Raw genomic sequence first — 14,616 nt, forward strand, 5'->3', positions numbered from 1 at the left:
CCTGCGGGTCGCACCGTGGGGCGAGTCCGAGGGCCGACGCGATGACAGGGGATGCACCGTCACCGCGCCGTTACAGCCTAATGGCCCCGTCGGCATACTGCGGACACGGCCAAAGCCGGGCGGATTCGGCTGGAGGAAACCTCAGCGCCGTTCACCGCGCACCCAGACGCGCGGCCGCCGCGGCGATCCGCTCGTCGGTGGCCGTCAGCGAGAGGCGGACGTGGCGGGGGAAGTGCTCGCCGTAGAAGTGGCCGGGCCCGGCGAGGATGCCCAGCTCGGCCAGGCGCCCGAGGCTGTCCCACGCGTCCCGGCCCTCGGTGGCCCACAGATAGAGTCCGGCCTCGCTGGAATCGATCCGGAAGCCGGCGGATTCGAGCGCGGGCTTGAGCGTGGCCCGCCGGGCGCGGTAGCGGTCCTTCTGCTCCGCGACGTGCTGGTCGTCCCCGAGCGCCGCGACCATGGCGGTCTGCACGGGCGCCGGCAGCAGCAGGCCGAGATGCTTGCGTCCGGTGGTCAGCCGCGCGACGATCTCCGGATCGCCGGCGAGGAACGCCGCACGGTATCCGGCGAGATTCGACTGCTTGCTCAGGGAGTACACCGACAGGATGCCGCGGACGTCACCATCGCTCACGCGGGGGTCCAGCACGGACGGGATCGGCTCGGCGTCCCACGGCGCCTCCCAGCCCAACTCGGCATAGCACTCGTCCGAGGCCAGGACGGCGCCCAGCTCGCGCGCCCGCGTCACCGCAGCACGCAGGGAGTCGGCATCCAGCACCCGTCCGTCCGGATTGCCGGGCGAGTTGAGCCAGACCAGCCGCGTCCCGTCCGGCCAGGACTGCGGGTCGTCCGCCGCGATCGGCGTGGCGCCCACCAGGCGCGCGCCGACCTCGTACGTCGGGTAGGCCGCACGCGGGTGCACGACGACGTCACCGGGGCCGAGATCCAACAGCAGCGGCAGGAGCGCCACCAGCTCCTTGGAGCCGATCGTGGGCAGCACGTTCTGCGGGCTCAGGCCCGGCACGCCACGGCGACGCGCGTACCACTCCACGATGGCTTCCCGCAGGGCGGGCGTACCGACGGTCTGCGGATAGGCGTGCGCGTCCGTCGCGGCGGACAGCGCGGCGCCGATGACGCGCGGAGTGGGGTCCACCGGCGACCCGATCGAGAGGTCGACCAGACCGTCGGGATGGGCGCGTGCCCGCGTCGCATACGGTGCGACGGCATCCCAGGGGTAATCGGCGAGGTCCGCGACGCCCACGGCGCTACGGAGCCTGCGGCGGAAGGGCGTCGATGATCGGGTGATCCTTGTGGATGACCCCGACCTTGGCGGCACCGCCGGGCGAGCCGACGTCCTCGAACCATTCGACGTTCGCCTTGTAGTAGTCCTGCCACTCGTCGGGCAGGTCGTCCTCGTAGTAGATCGCCTCGACCGGGCAGACCGGCTCGCACGCGCCGCAGTCCACGCATTCGTCGGGGTGGATGTACAGCATCCGATCACCCTCGTAGATGCAGTCGACCGGGCATTCGTCGATGCAGGCGCGGTCTTTCACATCCACGCACGGAAGAGCGATCACATACGTCACGTGTTCAGTCTAATTCGACCGGGCAGCCATGTCGGTCGCCGGCGCAGCCAGACGGCTCGGCCACGCCACCGCGACGGCCACCAGGATCGGCACCGCGATGCTCCAGATGACCGCGAGGTCCGTCTGCGGCACGATGACCGAACCGCCGGGACCCCGACCCGAGAACACCAGCGTCGCCGCGATCATGCCGGCCCCTGCGGCCAGACCCGCCCAACGATCGGAGGTCAGCAGCCGCACCGCGGCCAGGAGGGCGGCGCTGCCGATGATCGCCAGCACGAGGCCCAGCGGGAACCAGCCCAGACGGTACGCGTGCGCGATCGTCCCGGCCAGGCCGTACACGGCGCCGACGACGACGGCGACGACCCATGTCGCGATGCGGGGGATGGCGGACTTCACGCGGGCAAGCTTACGTTCCGATACACGGCATTCGTCGCTCGCCGCCGTCAAGCGGCCAGCCCCCAGAGCCGCAGCAGGGCCGCGACCAGCGCCGCCGCGACGACCACCACCAGGAACGGGGCCCGGACCAGCAGCAGGCCGGCGGCCACCAGGACGGCGGGGATCCGCGCGTCCACGACGACGGCCTGCCCGGCGCCGAGCGTCTGCACCGCGACCAGGGCGGACAGCAGCGCCACGGTCAGCAGGTCCGCGATCCGCGCGGGCCGCGGCGCCTCCAGCAGCCGCTGCGGCATGAGGTAGCCGAGTGTCTTCAGCGCGACGCAGATGATCGAGGCCAGCAGCACCGCGTTCCAGAGCGTCACGGCAGACCCTCCCGCTCCGCGACATCCCCCGGCTCGTCGGGCGGTTCGACGCCCAGACCCAGCCAGTTGAACCAGCCCACCAGGACGGCGACGGCGGCCGCCACCAGCACCGGCACCCCGGGCATCAGGGCGGGCGTGAGGACGGTCGCCACGACCGCCGCGGCGATGCCGACCGCGATCGGCTGACGGTGCCGCAGCCGCGGCCACAGCAGGGCCAGGAATGCGGCGGCGGCCGCGGCATCCAGGCCATACGCGCGCGGATCCCCCAGCACGTCGCCGAGCAGGGCGCCGGCGAGCGTGGACAGGTTCCACCCGACGTAGATGCCGATCCCGGTGACCCAGAAGCCCAGGGTGCGGGCGCGACGCGTGGTCTGTGCCAGCGACACGGCGGTCGATTCGTCGATCGTGAAGTGGGCGGCGGCCGCGCGGCGCCAGAAGCCGGTGCCCAGCACGGGCGACATCCGCATGCCGTACGCGATGTTGCGCACGCCGAGGAGGGATGCCGAGGCGATCGCCGCGGGGGCGGCGGCCAGTCCCCCGGCGGCGATGACCCCGACGAAGGCGAACTGCGAACCACCCGTGAACATCACCAGGCTGAGCACGCACGTCTGCCAGACATCGAGCCCGGCGGCGACGGCCAGCGCCCCGAACGAGACCCCGTATGCACTGGTGGCCAGAGCCACGCTCAGGCCCTGACGCCACGCGCGCCGGCTCTCGGCATCCCCAGTGGCGGGCTCGGAACTCACCCGGTCGAGCCTACCGACCGGTGCGTCCGGCGCCGTCGGGCCGCAGCGAAGTCCGCGGCCCGACGGCAGCGACGGATCAGGCGTTGGCGTCCTGGCGCTTCATTCGCGACGTGGCGCGGGCGCGTTCGGTCTGGTCGAGGTTCACCTTGCGGATGCGCACGATCTCGGGAGTGACCTCGACGCACTCGTCCTCGCGGGCGAACTCGAGGCTCTCCTCGAGCGAGAGCTGGCGCGAGGGGGTCATCGACTCGAACGTGTCGGAGGTGGACTGACGCATGTTCGTCAGCTTCTTCTCCTTGGTGATGTTCACGTCCATGTCGTCGTTGCGCGAGTTCTCGCCGATCACCATGCCCTCGTACACCTCCTGGGTGGGCTGCACGAAGAAGGACATGCGCTCCTGCAGCGCGATGATCGCGAACGGCGTCACCACACCCGAGCGGTCCGCGACGATCGAGCCGTTCTGCCGGGTCACGATCTGGCCGGCCCACGGCTCGTAGCCGTGCGAGATCGCGTTGGCGATGCCGGTGCCGCGGGTGGTGGTGAGGAACTCGGTGCGGAAGCCGATCAGGCCCCGCGAGGGGACGACGAACTCCATGCGCACCCAGCCGGTGCCGTGGTTGGTCATGTTGTCCATGCGGCCCTTGCGCGCGGCCAGCAGCTGGGTGATCGCGCCGAGGTACTCCTCGGGAGCATCGATCGTGAGGTGCTCGAAGGGCTCGTACACCTTGCCGTCGATCTTCTTGGTGACCACCTGCGGCTTGCCGACGGTCAGTTCGAAGCCTTCGCGGCGCATGTTCTCCACCAGGATCGCCAGCGCCAGCTCACCGCGGCCCTGGACCTCCCACGCGTCGGGACGGCCGATGTCGACGACCTTGAGCGAGACGTTTCCGATCAGCTCGCGGTCCAGACGGTCTTTGACCAGGCGCGCAGTCAGCTTGTGACCCTTGACCTTTCCGGCCAGCGGCGAGGTGTTGGTCCCGATCGTCATCGAGATCGCCGGCTCGTCGACGTGGATCTGCGGCAGCGGCCGCACGTCGTCGGGGTCGGCGATCGTCTCGCCGATGGTGATGTCCGGGAACCCGGCGATGGCCACGATGTCACCGGGACCGGCGCTTTCGGCCGGGTAGCGCTCCAGAGCGCGCGTCTTGAGCAGTTCCGTGATCCGGGCGCTGCTGGTGGTTCCGTCGGCACGGACCCAGGCGACGGTCTGCCCCTTCTTGAGGGTGCCGTTGAACACGCGCAGCAGCGCGAGGCGTCCGAGGAACGGGCTGGAGTCGAGGTTGGTCACCCATGCCTGCAGGGGGGCCTCGTCGTCGTAGGACGGCGCGGGCACGTGCTCGAGGATCGCCTCGAACAGCGGCTCCAGGTCGTCATTGTCCGGCAGCGATCCGTTCTCCGGACGGTTGCGGGATGCCGCACCGGCGCGACCGCTCGCGTACACGACCGGCACGTCCAGCAGGGCGTCCACGTCCAGGTCGGGCACATCATCGACCAGGTCGGAGGCCAGCCCCAGCAGCAGGTCGTGGCTCTCCTCCTCGACTTCGGCGATCCGCGCGTCCGGGCGGTCCGTCTTGTTCACCAGCAGGATCACGGGCAGCTTCGCCTCGAGGGCCTTGCGCAGCACGAACCGGGTCTGCGGCAGTGGGCCCTCACTCGCGTCCACGAGCAGCACGACGCCGTCGACCATGGAAAGGCCGCGTTCGACTTCGCCGCCGAAGTCCGCGTGGCCGGGCGTGTCGATCACGTTGATGGTGACGGGACCGTCGGTCGCGTGCACGCCCTTGTAGGTGATCGCGGTGTTCTTGGCGAGGATCGTGATCCCCTTTTCGCGCTCGAGGTCATTCGAGTCCATGGCGCGTTCTTCCATGTGCTCGTGCGATCCGAACGACCCGGTCTGGCGCAGCATGGCGTCCACGAGCGTCGTCTTGCCGTGGTCGACGTGGGCGACGATCGCTACGTTGCGGAGGTCTGAACGGAGGGCGCGCGCCATGAAGAATCCTTGCAGAACGGGGAATCGCCCGGAACCGGGCTGATACATTCTACCGGTCGGCGCCTGAACGTCTGCCGCGTCCGTGCGGCGACGCCCTCCGTGCAGCTCCGCGAACGGCTCAGCCGGCCCGGCTCTCCGCGTCCAGAAGCAGGGCGCGCGCCTCCCGGCGGATCCGCTGCTCCTCCGGATCGGGCACGGGCACGGCGGCGATGAGGCGCTGCGTGTACGGGTCCGATGCGCCGCGCAGGATCTGATCGCGCGTGCCCGTCTCGACGAGTTTGCCCAGGTGCATCACGGCGATGCGGTGAGCCAGGATGTCGACGACGGCCAGGTCGTGGCTGATGAACAGACACGCGAACTGCAGACGACCCTGGATCTCCTGCAGGAGCTCCAGGAACCGCGCCTGCACCGACACGTCCAGCGCGGAGGTCGGCTCGTCCGCGACGAGCAGCTCCGGCGCGAGGGCGAGGGCGCGGGCGATGCCGACGCGCTGACGCTGACCGCCGGAGAGCTCGTGCGGGAAGCGGTTGCGGTACGACCGGGGCAGTTCCACCTGGTCCAGGAGCGTCTCCACGCGCCTGTCCAACTCCTTGCCCTTGGCCTCCCCGGCCAGAAGCAGCGGTTCGCCGATGGACTGTCCGATCGGCATCCGCGGGTTCAGGGAGGAGGCCGGGTCCTGGAAGACGATGCCGGTGCGGCGCCGGATCGCGCGGAGGTCCTTCTGCGACGCGTTCGAGATGTCCGTGCCGACGGCGGTGAGCTTGCCTTCGGCGATCGGCAGCAGCCCGATCGCCGCGCGTCCCAGGGTGGTCTTGCCCGATCCGGACTCCCCCACCAGACCGAGGATCTCCCCCGCATGGATCTCGAGGTTGATGTGCTCGGCGGCGCGGAAGGCGGGGATGCGCCCACGCTTCGGGTAGTCGATGGCGACATCTTCGAACAGGAGCACCGGCGGCCGGGCGTCCACGTCCTCGGCGGCCTCGGACGCGCGTTCGCGGATCTGCGCGATGACCGGAACGGCCGGGTCCTCGACGATCAGTTCGGCGACGCTGACGTCGGCTTCCTCCAGCACGCCCAGACCGAGGTGCGGGACGGCAGCCAGCAGCTGCTGCGTGTACGGATGCTGCGGCGCGTGGAAGATCTCATCGACAGTGCCGGATTCGACCACTTCGCCGCTCTTCATGACCAGGATGCGATCGGCGAGGTCTGCGACCACGCCCATGTCGTGGGTGATCAGGATGATCGCGGAATCCAGGCGCTTGTGGAGGTTGCGCAGCAGGTCCAGGATCTCCGCCTGCACCGTCACATCCAGCGCCGTGGTGGGCTCGTCGGCGATCAGCAGCAGAGGGTCGCACGAGATCGACTGCGCGATCATCGCGCGCTGACGCTGACCCCCGGAGAGCTGATGCGGGTATTTGTCGAATGACTGCACCGGGTTGGGCATCTCGACCAGGCCGAGCAGTTCGATTGCGCGCGCCTTCGCCTCGTAGGGCGCCAGCGACGCGTTGTGGGAGCGCAGCGCCTCCACGATCTGGAAGCCGATCGTGTACACCGGGTTCAGCGCGGTCATCGGCTCCTGGAAGATCACGGCGATCTCGTTGCCCCGCAGCGCGCGCAGCGTCGAGTCGTCGACGCCGCGCAGCTCGCGATCGAGCAGCTTGATCGAACCGGTCACGCGCGCGTTCTCCGGCAGCAGGCCCAGCAGCGCCATCGAGCTGGTGCTCTTGCCCGAGCCGGACTCGCCGACAATGGCCAGCACCTCGCCGCGGCGCACGGTGTAGTTCATGTCGATGGCGGCGGGATAGAACTCGCCCTCGACCCAGAATTCGACGCCCAGGTTCTCGACCTGGAGGATCTTCTCGGGCAGGGCCCGGTGCGACGCCGCGATCTCGGCACCGATGCCTGTGATGTCAGTCATGTGGTGGTTTCCCATCTGCGAAACTTGAGCTCATGGCGTTCCAAGAGGTTGTCTACCGACCGGTGTTCGGGCGAATCCTCGCCGCCGTGACCGTGCTGGTGTGCGCCCTGGGGGCGGTGGTGCTGTTCTGGACGGATGCCGCGGACGGAATCCGCTACGTCTGGCCGATCGTCCTGGTGGCGTTCGTGGCGTGGGCGCTGTTCTGGCGTCCGAGCCTGACCGTCCAGGAGCACGGCATCACCGTGGTGAACGTGCTGCGCACGCATTTCGTGCCGTGGCCGGCGATCACCGCGATCGACACCCGCTACGCCCTGACGCTGCACACCGTCGCCGGACGCGTCGGCGTGTGGGCGGCGCCGGCTCCCGGCCGCCACCGCACGCTGGGGCTGGCGCACAAGGACTTCGACGGGGTGGGTGCGTCCGCCCGCGGCGCGCACGGCTCGCTGCGCCCCGCCGACGCCATCACGACGCCCACCGGCAACCTGGCACAGGTGATCCGCGGGCGCTGGGAGGGTCTGCGCGACGCCGGAGCGTTCGCGCACGGCGTCGACCGGGACGCGATGACCGCGACGTGGCACTGGGCGACGATCATCACCACTGCGGCGCTGGCCGCTGCGACGCTGATCGGTCTGCTGCTCTAGCCGGGGCACCGTCACCGCTCCGGATCGAGGGGCTTGTGCTGGACGTCGCCGGGTTCCTCCGGCCGCGGATCGTTGAAGTTGACCACGTCTCCGGTGAAGGCGGTCTGCATGCCCACGGTCACGGACGCCGCATCCGTGCCTGCAGTGGCGTTGCCGTTCGGTGCGATCGGACCGGACGCTCGTCCGGCCCGCGCCATCGCTCGCTCGCTGGGCATCTTCTTCTGACGCGGGTCGAACGCGTCGCGCAGGCCGTCGCCGATGAAGTTGACGCACAGCGCGATCGCGATGATGAAGATGCCCGGCCACCAGAACAGCCATGGACGGGTGGAGAAGGCCGCCTGGTTGTCCGAGACGATCTTTCCGAGCGACGTGTCCGGTGACTGCACTCCGAAGCCGAGGTAGCTCAGCGCCGACTCCAGCAGGATCGCGCCGGCCATCAGCAGTGTGGCGTTGACGACGATGACCCCGACCGCGTTGGGCAGGATGTGGCGGAAGATGATCCGCCGGTCGCGGGCACCCGAAACGCGCGCCGCGTCGACGAATTCGCGTTCGCGCAGTGAGAGGAACTCGCCGCGGACCAGTCGTGCCATGGTCGTCCACGCGAAGATGCCGATGACCACGCCGAGCACGGCCGCGCCGAGGCTTCCGAACGTGTTTCCGAGTACCGATCCGATGACGATGAGCGGGATCGTGATGATGATGTCGGTGAAGCGCATCAGCACCGAGTCTGTCCACTTGCGGTAGTACCCGGCCAGCGCACCGATCACCACGCCGATCGTCGTGGCCACCACGCCGGCGATGACCATCACCATGATGGACTGCTGCGCACCGCGCATGACGACGGCGAAGATGTCGCGACCGACCTCGTCCTGGCCGAAGGGGTGGTCGCCCAGCTGCAGCGGCCACAGGCTGAGTGTCGGGACACCGTTGTTGATCTTCGGCGGGATCTGCTCCCACGAGTACTGCCACCAGCCGGTGATGCGCAGCCCCCAGAGGTTCACGCCGACCGAGGTGAACGCCATGACGATGATCAGTGCGAGGACGATCATCGAGACCAGCGCACCACGGTGGCGGAAGAACCGGCGGCGGACGATCTGACCCTGACTGAGGCCCTCGGTCTCCTTCTGCTCGATGGAGATCTGCGCGACGGCTTCGGTCTCTTGCGAGCCGGGGTCGTTTGCGACTGTGGTGTTCATCTAGCCCACCTTGATTCTCGGGTCGAGGGCCGCGTAGACGAGGTCCGCGATGAGGTTGAACAGGACGGCCAGCGTGCCGGTCACGACGAAGAACGCCATGACCGGATTCGGGTCGTGAGCTGCCAGTCCGTCCACGAACAGCCGGCCCATGCCGGTCCAGCCGAAGACCGTCTCGGTGATGACCGCACCACCGACGATCGCACCCACGTCGAAGGCGATGATCGTCGTGATGGGGATGAGTGCGTTGCGGAACGCGTGGCGCACGATGACGGTGCGCTGGGTGAGGCCCTTGGCCCGCGCCGTGCGGATGTAGTCCTGGTTCATCACCTCGAGCAGGCTCGCGCGGGAATACCGCGTGTAGCTGGCGAACGAGATCAGGACGATCGCGATGGTCGGCAGCAGCAGGTGCGTGTACAGGTCGATGCCCTGGACCCAGAAGTTGCCGCCCAGACCGGGGGTCGATGCGCCCACCGTGGCGATCGGCCGACCCCGGATGCGGCTGGAGTTCGAGTACGCCTGCCAGTACGACATGTACTTGTCCAGGGCGACGAGGGCGGCGACCAGGAAGCCGACGATCGCGGCTGTGCGCATCACGGGACCGCGGTCGGGGGCGCCGAAGAACCATCCGATCGCGGCCGAGACGACGATGGTGAGCACCACCAGCAGCAGGAAGAACCACAGCGTCATCCCGTTGAGGATGTAGTTCATCATCGGGAAGTACAGCGCGATGCCCAGAACCGCCACGGTCAGTGACGCGTACACGGCCTTGCGGTTGCGCAGCCCGGTGGAGATCGCCGTGACCCCGAATGCGATGCCCAGCGCCAGCGCGCTGTAGACGATGATCCCGATGCTCGGGTCCGCGAACCACTCGGTGACCGACAGGTAGGTCAGCACGATACCGGTCGCCACCGCGGAGATCGCCAGGACGATCAGGCGGCGTTTCCATCTGCCGCCGATCAGCGACATCCAGAGCAATCCGGTCACGAGCGAGCCGATGATGATCACCGGAACGGATATCCGCGGATCGCTGAGCCAGTTGTTCACCTGGATCGCACCGTACTGCTTGAGCAGCACCGCGACCCAGAAGATCGGCAGGGAGAAGAACAGGAAGGAGATGAGGGTGACGCTGTAATCGAAGCCGCTGTACTGTCTCAGCGCTGAGACGATACCGACGATGATGCCCAGCACGATCGCGACGATCGTCGCCGTGGTGACCAGCGTCAGCGTGGCCGTGATCGCGTTGCCCAGCATCGCGTTGACGGGCTGGTTCTGGATGCTGACCCCGAAGTCGCCGCGGAACAGGCCGCCGAGCCACAGGAAGTAGCGCAGCGGGGGCGGGACGTCGAGGTTCAGAAGCTTGGTGCGAGACTCGATGAGCTCGGCTTTGTTGGGCGCATTGCCCTGCCGCAGGTCTTCTAGGGGATCTCCCGAGAAGGCCGTGAGGACGTACATCAGGAATGTGGCGGCGAGGAGCACGAAGATCGATGCGATCAACCGCCGGATGATGAATGAAGCCATGGTGTGGCCGCCTGCCAATCGGTGAATCAGCGCGAGCAGTTGGAGAGCGTGTACTGCTGGTCCGCGTGCTCTACCACTGAGAGGAGTCTAACGCGGCGGGGTGCAGGTCCCATGGGACCTGCACCCCACCCGATCTGCGGCGAGCTAGCTCGCCGAGAGCGTCGCCTGCGGCCTACTCCTCAGCGCCGGCGTCAGTGACTTCCCAGTCCCATGCGTTCCAGAACACCGTCGGCGCCAGGATCGACGACGTCACGTTGGTGATGCGGTCGCTGATCGCGGTGACCTCCGGGAACTGGAAGATGGTGACTCCGTAGAAGTCCGACCAGAGCTGGGTGTCCAGATCGACCTGCAGGTCGATCTTCTTCTGCTCGTCGAACTCGACGTTCAGCTGTGCGACGAGCTCGTCGACCGCCGGGCTGGAGTAGAAGTTGAGGTTGTTGATGCCGCCGGTCTCGAACGTCGGGAGCGAGTTGGTGACACCGAGGCTCGTGGACTGCCATCCGAACAGCGAGGCGTCGTAAGCGCCGGGCGTGCCGAGCAGGCCGCCCCACTCTTCCGAACCACAGTCGGTGACGTTGAAGCCCGCCTGGTTGGCCGAAGCCTGGATCAGGGCGAACTCGTTGACACGACGCGGGTTGTTCGACGCGTAGAGGATGCACACCGACGTGTCGGTGATGCCCGACTGCGCGAGCAGCGCCTGAGCGCCCGCGATGTCGACGTCGGCGTATGCCTCGGAACCGTTGGCCGCGACGGACTCGTCGTAGCCTTCAGCGCCGGGGACGAAGATCTGCGAGTTCCGCACGATGGCGGCGTCGCCGATGATCGGCTCGATCAGGGTGTCGACGATCTCCTGACGGGGAATGGTCTTCATGAAGGCCTCGCGCACGGCGGGGTTCGAGAAGATGTTCTCCGGGTTCTTGCCCTGGTCGAACTGCAGGTCGACGTGCTCGTAGGTGCCGCCGAGGCTGGTGTCGACGGTGATGCCGTCGATGCCTTCGAGCGCCGTCGTGATGTCGGCGGTCGCCTGCGGCTGGATGACGTCGACCTCGCCGTTCTCCAGCGCCTGGACCGCGGCGAGCGGGTCAGGGATGAAGCGGATCGTGATCTCTTCGATGTTGGCCGTGTTGTCGCCGCTGTACTCCGGGTTGGCCGTCAGCGTGACGAACTGGTCGGCGACGTAGTCGCTGATCATGTACGGGCCGCTGGCGGTGACCAGCTCGGGGTCATCCGGCATCTCGGTGAAGTTGAAGCCGGAGTTCCAGAACGCCGAGATCGGCGCGAGGGCGGCGTCGTCGGCGTTCTCGATGGCGTCGAGGATGGCCGTCTTGGCCTCCTCGTTGTCGTCCAGTCCGAGGGCCTTCTTCGCCACGATGTGCGCGGGCAGCATCTCGCCCATGGTCGCGAACGTGAGCTCCCAGTCGACGAACGGCTCGTCGTAGGTGATGGTGACCGAGCGGCCGTCCTCACCGACCTCGGGAGTCTCCGAGACCAGGCCGAGGCCGGATGTCGGGGTTGCACCGGAGTCGAAGTACACGGTGTCGGTCGGGAATGCCTCGGTGAACTCACCCGTGTCGGGGTCGGTGAACTCGGCGGGGTCGAAGTCCGGCGTGTCCAGCGCGCGCGACTCGGCAGCCCAGTACAGCATCAGGTCCGCCGCGTCGATGGGCGTCCCGTCCGACCAGTTGACACCCTCGTTGACCGTGTACGTGACGGTCAGCGGGTCTTCGCTGACGAGCTCGTACGATCCGAAGGAGGTGTTCTGGACGAGCTCCGGGGTGTTGTTGTAGTAGTTGAAGCCGTCCAGCACCAAGTAGTTGATGTTGTTGTTGGCTGTGGCGTTGCCGAACGACGTGTTGCCGTTCATCGAGTAGAAAGCCTGGTTCCACGCGGCGGTGATGGACGAGCCTTCGACGAGACCGGAGTCGTCGCCGCTGTCGCCGCCGCCATCGGCGGCGCAACCCGAGATCACCAATGCGCCGACAGCGGTGAGAGCCACCGCTGCCGAGATGCGCTTCATTCTCACTGTTCCTCCTGTGCAGGGTTGTGCGCCCACGTCGAGGCAAAGCACGACGGGGCGCGGATAGGGAAACCCTAAGCACCTGGTATCGGATGGTCAAAACTTCACGCGAAAACGTTACAGAGCCTTAACTCAACGCGGGCCCGATGTGACAATCTGACAAGGTGACCTCGCCGAAGACCCCTCCAGATGAGAGGAAAGCTCCTGCCGCGGCATCCCGAGCCCGATTGTGGTGGGAGATCGGCATCGTCCTGGCCGTCACGGTGGGGCAATCGGCGCTGTATTCGGTGCTGTCGCTGGTGCGCGCATCGCTGCGCACCACCCCGATCGGGCAGCAGCAGACCCAGCTCAACCCCGACCGGGATGCCGAGGTCCTCTGGAACGTCCTGTACCAGTTTCTGGCCATCGTGTTCGGGCTGGCGCTGGTGGCCCTCGTGGTCTATCTGCTCTGGGAACCGGGCACCAACGCGCTGCGTCGCATCGGCCTGGACTTCACGCGGTTCGGCGGGGACCTGGGCCGCGGCATCCTGCTCGCCGCGGTGATCGGAGTGCCGGGACTGGGACTGTACGTCCTCTCCCGCATCCTCGGGCTGAACGTCGCCGTCGTCGCCTCGCCCCTGGATGCGGCGTGGTGGACGGTCCCGCTGCTGGTGCTGGCTGCGCTCCGGGCCGGGCTGACCGAGGAGGTCATCTTCATCGGGTATCTGTTCGACCGGCTGAGGCGGGTGGGCTGGTCGTGGTGGACGATCATCCTGACCACGGCCGCGCTGCGGGGCGCGTATCACGCGTACCAGGGCATCGGGGCGATCGTCGGCAACTTCGTGCTCGGCGTCGTGTTCGGCTGGTGCTACCGCCGCTGGGGCAGGGTGATGCCCCTGGTGATCGCCCACACGCTGCTGGACGTCGTGGCGTTCGTGGGATACCCCCTGGCCGCCGCGCTGTGGCCCGGCGTCTTCGCGCCCGCCCCGACGCCCACGCCGTCCGGGTAGCCGCGCTCTCTCTTCCGCGAGACTGCAACCGCGCCTCCAGACAGCGAGGTTCGCCCGCCCGTTGGAGGTGCTGTTGCAGTCTCGGGGAATGCGGCAGCGGGGGGCGAAGGAGCGAGCACGGCTCCTCCACAGACGGCTCCGGAGAGGATGCGTCCACCGGATCCGCCTGACGACCCGGCCGCCCGCGCTGCGCCGGTCAGAGTGCCGGAATGACGCTGAGCATCGATCCGAGCCCCTCTTCATTCGTCGCGGTCTCCTCGCCCATCCCGCTCACCCGCTCATCGCAGGTGGCGCACGCGGACCGCGACATCGCAGGCGGCCGTCTCGTGCGGGTTCGGCGGGGCATCGTCGCGCCGGCATCGCTGTGGGCCGCGCTCGCGCCGTGGCAGCGTTATGCGGCGCGCGTCCATGCCGCGGCGATGACCCATCCGGGCATCGTCTTCAGCCACGAGTCAGCGGCCGCGATCCTGGGACTGCCGACCTTCGGCGAGCCGCTCGAGGTCCACGCACTGGATACGCCCGGCACCACGTCGCGCTTGAGCGGCGGCATCCGGCTGCATACGACACGGGGCGATCGCGCGGTCGTCGACGTGGGCGGGCTGCTGGTTACGTCGCCGCTGGACACCGCCGTCGACATCGCCCGCTCGAGAAACGGTGCGGTCGGCCTGGCCGTGTCCGATGCCGCCCTGCGCGGAGACCCGCTGCTGTCGGTGGAGGCGCTCGTCGCCCACAACGAGTGCAGGATCAGTAGCCGCGGTCGGAGGGTCGCGCGATGGGTGCTGCATCGGGCGAGCGCGCTTGCAGAGACTCCCCTCGAGTCGGTCAGTCGGGCAGCGATCGAGTGGTTGGGATTCGAGGAACCCCGGCTGCAGGTCGAATTCGTCACCGCCGGCATGGTCGATCGCTGCGACATGTGGTGGGAGACCGCCCGAGTCATCGGCGAGGCGGACGGCGACGTGAAATACGACGGAACGCTCCAGGCGCCGGTGACGGCGATCCGCAAAGAGAAGGATCGCGATCGGCGACTCGGCCATCACGCGTCGGGCATCGCCCACTGGGGCTGGGCCGATGTGGCGCGGCTGACCCCGCTGCGCGGAGCGCTGCGACATGCGGGGCTGCGTCCGGTCAATCCCGAGGCATCCCGCGAGCTCTTCGCACTGAGCGCGCTCCTGGGCGGCCGCGGACGGCAGGGCCGCGAGACTGCAACGCCGCCTCGAGACTGAGGGGTTTCCCCCCACTCTCGAGGCGCGGTTGCAGTCT

At 68.3% G+C, this 14,616-nt stretch carries 13 protein-coding genes; 3 read left to right on the plus strand and 10 right to left on the minus strand.

The features are described 5' to 3' along the window. Positions 1-151: 151 nt before the first annotated feature. The 7 genes from dapC to QNO12_RS09900 all read right to left on the minus strand — a co-directional run bounded on the left by dapC (position 152) and on the right by QNO12_RS09900 (position 6,995). Positions 152-1,258 (minus strand): succinyldiaminopimelate transaminase, encoded by a 1,107-nt coding sequence (dapC, locus tag QNO12_RS09870; RefSeq protein WP_257502418.1) that lies wholly within the window; start codon positions 1,256-1,258, stop codon positions 152-154. Between the two features lie 4 nt (positions 1,259-1,262). Then, on the minus strand, positions 1,263-1,583 hold the full coding sequence (gene fdxA / locus QNO12_RS09875) for a ferredoxin (protein ID WP_257502417.1): 321 nt from the start codon (positions 1,581-1,583) through the stop codon (positions 1,263-1,265). A gap of 9 nt (positions 1,584-1,592) precedes the next feature. Next, positions 1,593-1,979, minus strand: coding sequence for a DUF6113 family protein (locus QNO12_RS09880; RefSeq protein WP_257502416.1), 387 nt, complete (start codon positions 1,977-1,979; stop codon positions 1,593-1,595). Between the two features lie 47 nt (positions 1,980-2,026). Further along, positions 2,027-2,341 (minus strand): AzlD domain-containing protein, encoded by a 315-nt coding sequence (locus QNO12_RS09885; protein WP_257502415.1) that lies wholly within the window; start codon positions 2,339-2,341, stop codon positions 2,027-2,029. After that, positions 2,338-3,087, minus strand: a complete 750-nt coding sequence (locus QNO12_RS09890; RefSeq protein ID WP_257502414.1) for an AzlC family ABC transporter permease — start codon at positions 3,085-3,087, stop codon at positions 2,338-2,340. Before QNO12_RS09890 ends, QNO12_RS09885 begins: the two co-directional genes overlap by 4 nt. 76 nt (positions 3,088-3,163) lie before the next feature. Beyond that, positions 3,164-5,077, minus strand: a complete 1,914-nt coding sequence (typA, locus tag QNO12_RS09895; RefSeq protein ID WP_257502413.1) for a translational GTPase TypA — start codon at positions 5,075-5,077, stop codon at positions 3,164-3,166. A gap of 118 nt (positions 5,078-5,195) precedes the next feature. Further along, the gene (locus tag QNO12_RS09900) at positions 5,196-6,995 is read right to left on the minus strand and encodes a dipeptide ABC transporter ATP-binding protein (RefSeq protein WP_257502412.1); all 1,800 of its coding nucleotides are present in this window, start codon (positions 6,993-6,995) and stop codon (positions 5,196-5,198) included. 32 nt (positions 6,996-7,027) lie between these two features. Between QNO12_RS09900 and QNO12_RS09905 the strand changes: the two genes are divergently transcribed. Continuing rightward, positions 7,028-7,636, plus strand: coding sequence for a PH domain-containing protein (locus QNO12_RS09905; RefSeq protein ID WP_257502411.1), 609 nt, complete (start codon positions 7,028-7,030; stop codon positions 7,634-7,636). A gap of 11 nt (positions 7,637-7,647) precedes the next feature. Here the strand turns inward: QNO12_RS09905 and QNO12_RS09910 are convergent, their stop codons facing one another. The 3 genes from QNO12_RS09910 to QNO12_RS09920 all read right to left on the minus strand — a co-directional run bounded on the left by QNO12_RS09910 (position 7,648) and on the right by QNO12_RS09920 (position 12,367). Further along, positions 7,648-8,832, minus strand: a complete 1,185-nt coding sequence (locus QNO12_RS09910) for an ABC transporter permease (RefSeq protein WP_257502410.1) — start codon at positions 8,830-8,832, stop codon at positions 7,648-7,650. Next, entirely contained in the window at positions 8,833-10,350 is a 1,518-nt protein-coding gene (locus QNO12_RS09915) for an ABC transporter permease (protein ID WP_257502409.1), read from the minus strand. Between the two features lie 172 nt (positions 10,351-10,522). After that, a complete protein-coding gene (locus QNO12_RS09920) occupies positions 10,523-12,367 on the minus strand; it encodes an ABC transporter family substrate-binding protein (RefSeq protein ID WP_257502408.1) in 1,845 nt (614 codons plus the stop codon). 164 nt (positions 12,368-12,531) lie between these two features. Here QNO12_RS09920 and QNO12_RS09925 point away from each other — a divergent pair, with 164 nt between their 5' ends. Beyond that, entirely contained in the window at positions 12,532-13,356 is an 825-nt protein-coding gene (locus QNO12_RS09925; protein ID WP_257502407.1) for a CPBP family intramembrane glutamic endopeptidase, read from the plus strand. Positions 13,357-13,565: 209 nt separating this feature from the next. Continuing rightward, positions 13,566-14,579, plus strand: coding sequence for a hypothetical protein (locus tag QNO12_RS09930; protein ID WP_257502406.1), 1,014 nt, complete (start codon positions 13,566-13,568; stop codon positions 14,577-14,579). The last annotated feature ends 37 nt before the right edge of the window (positions 14,580-14,616 follow it).

The sequence above is a fragment of the Microbacterium sp. zg-B185 genome, from assembly GCF_030246885.1.
GTDB lineage: Bacteria > Actinomycetota > Actinomycetes > Actinomycetales > Microbacteriaceae > Microbacterium.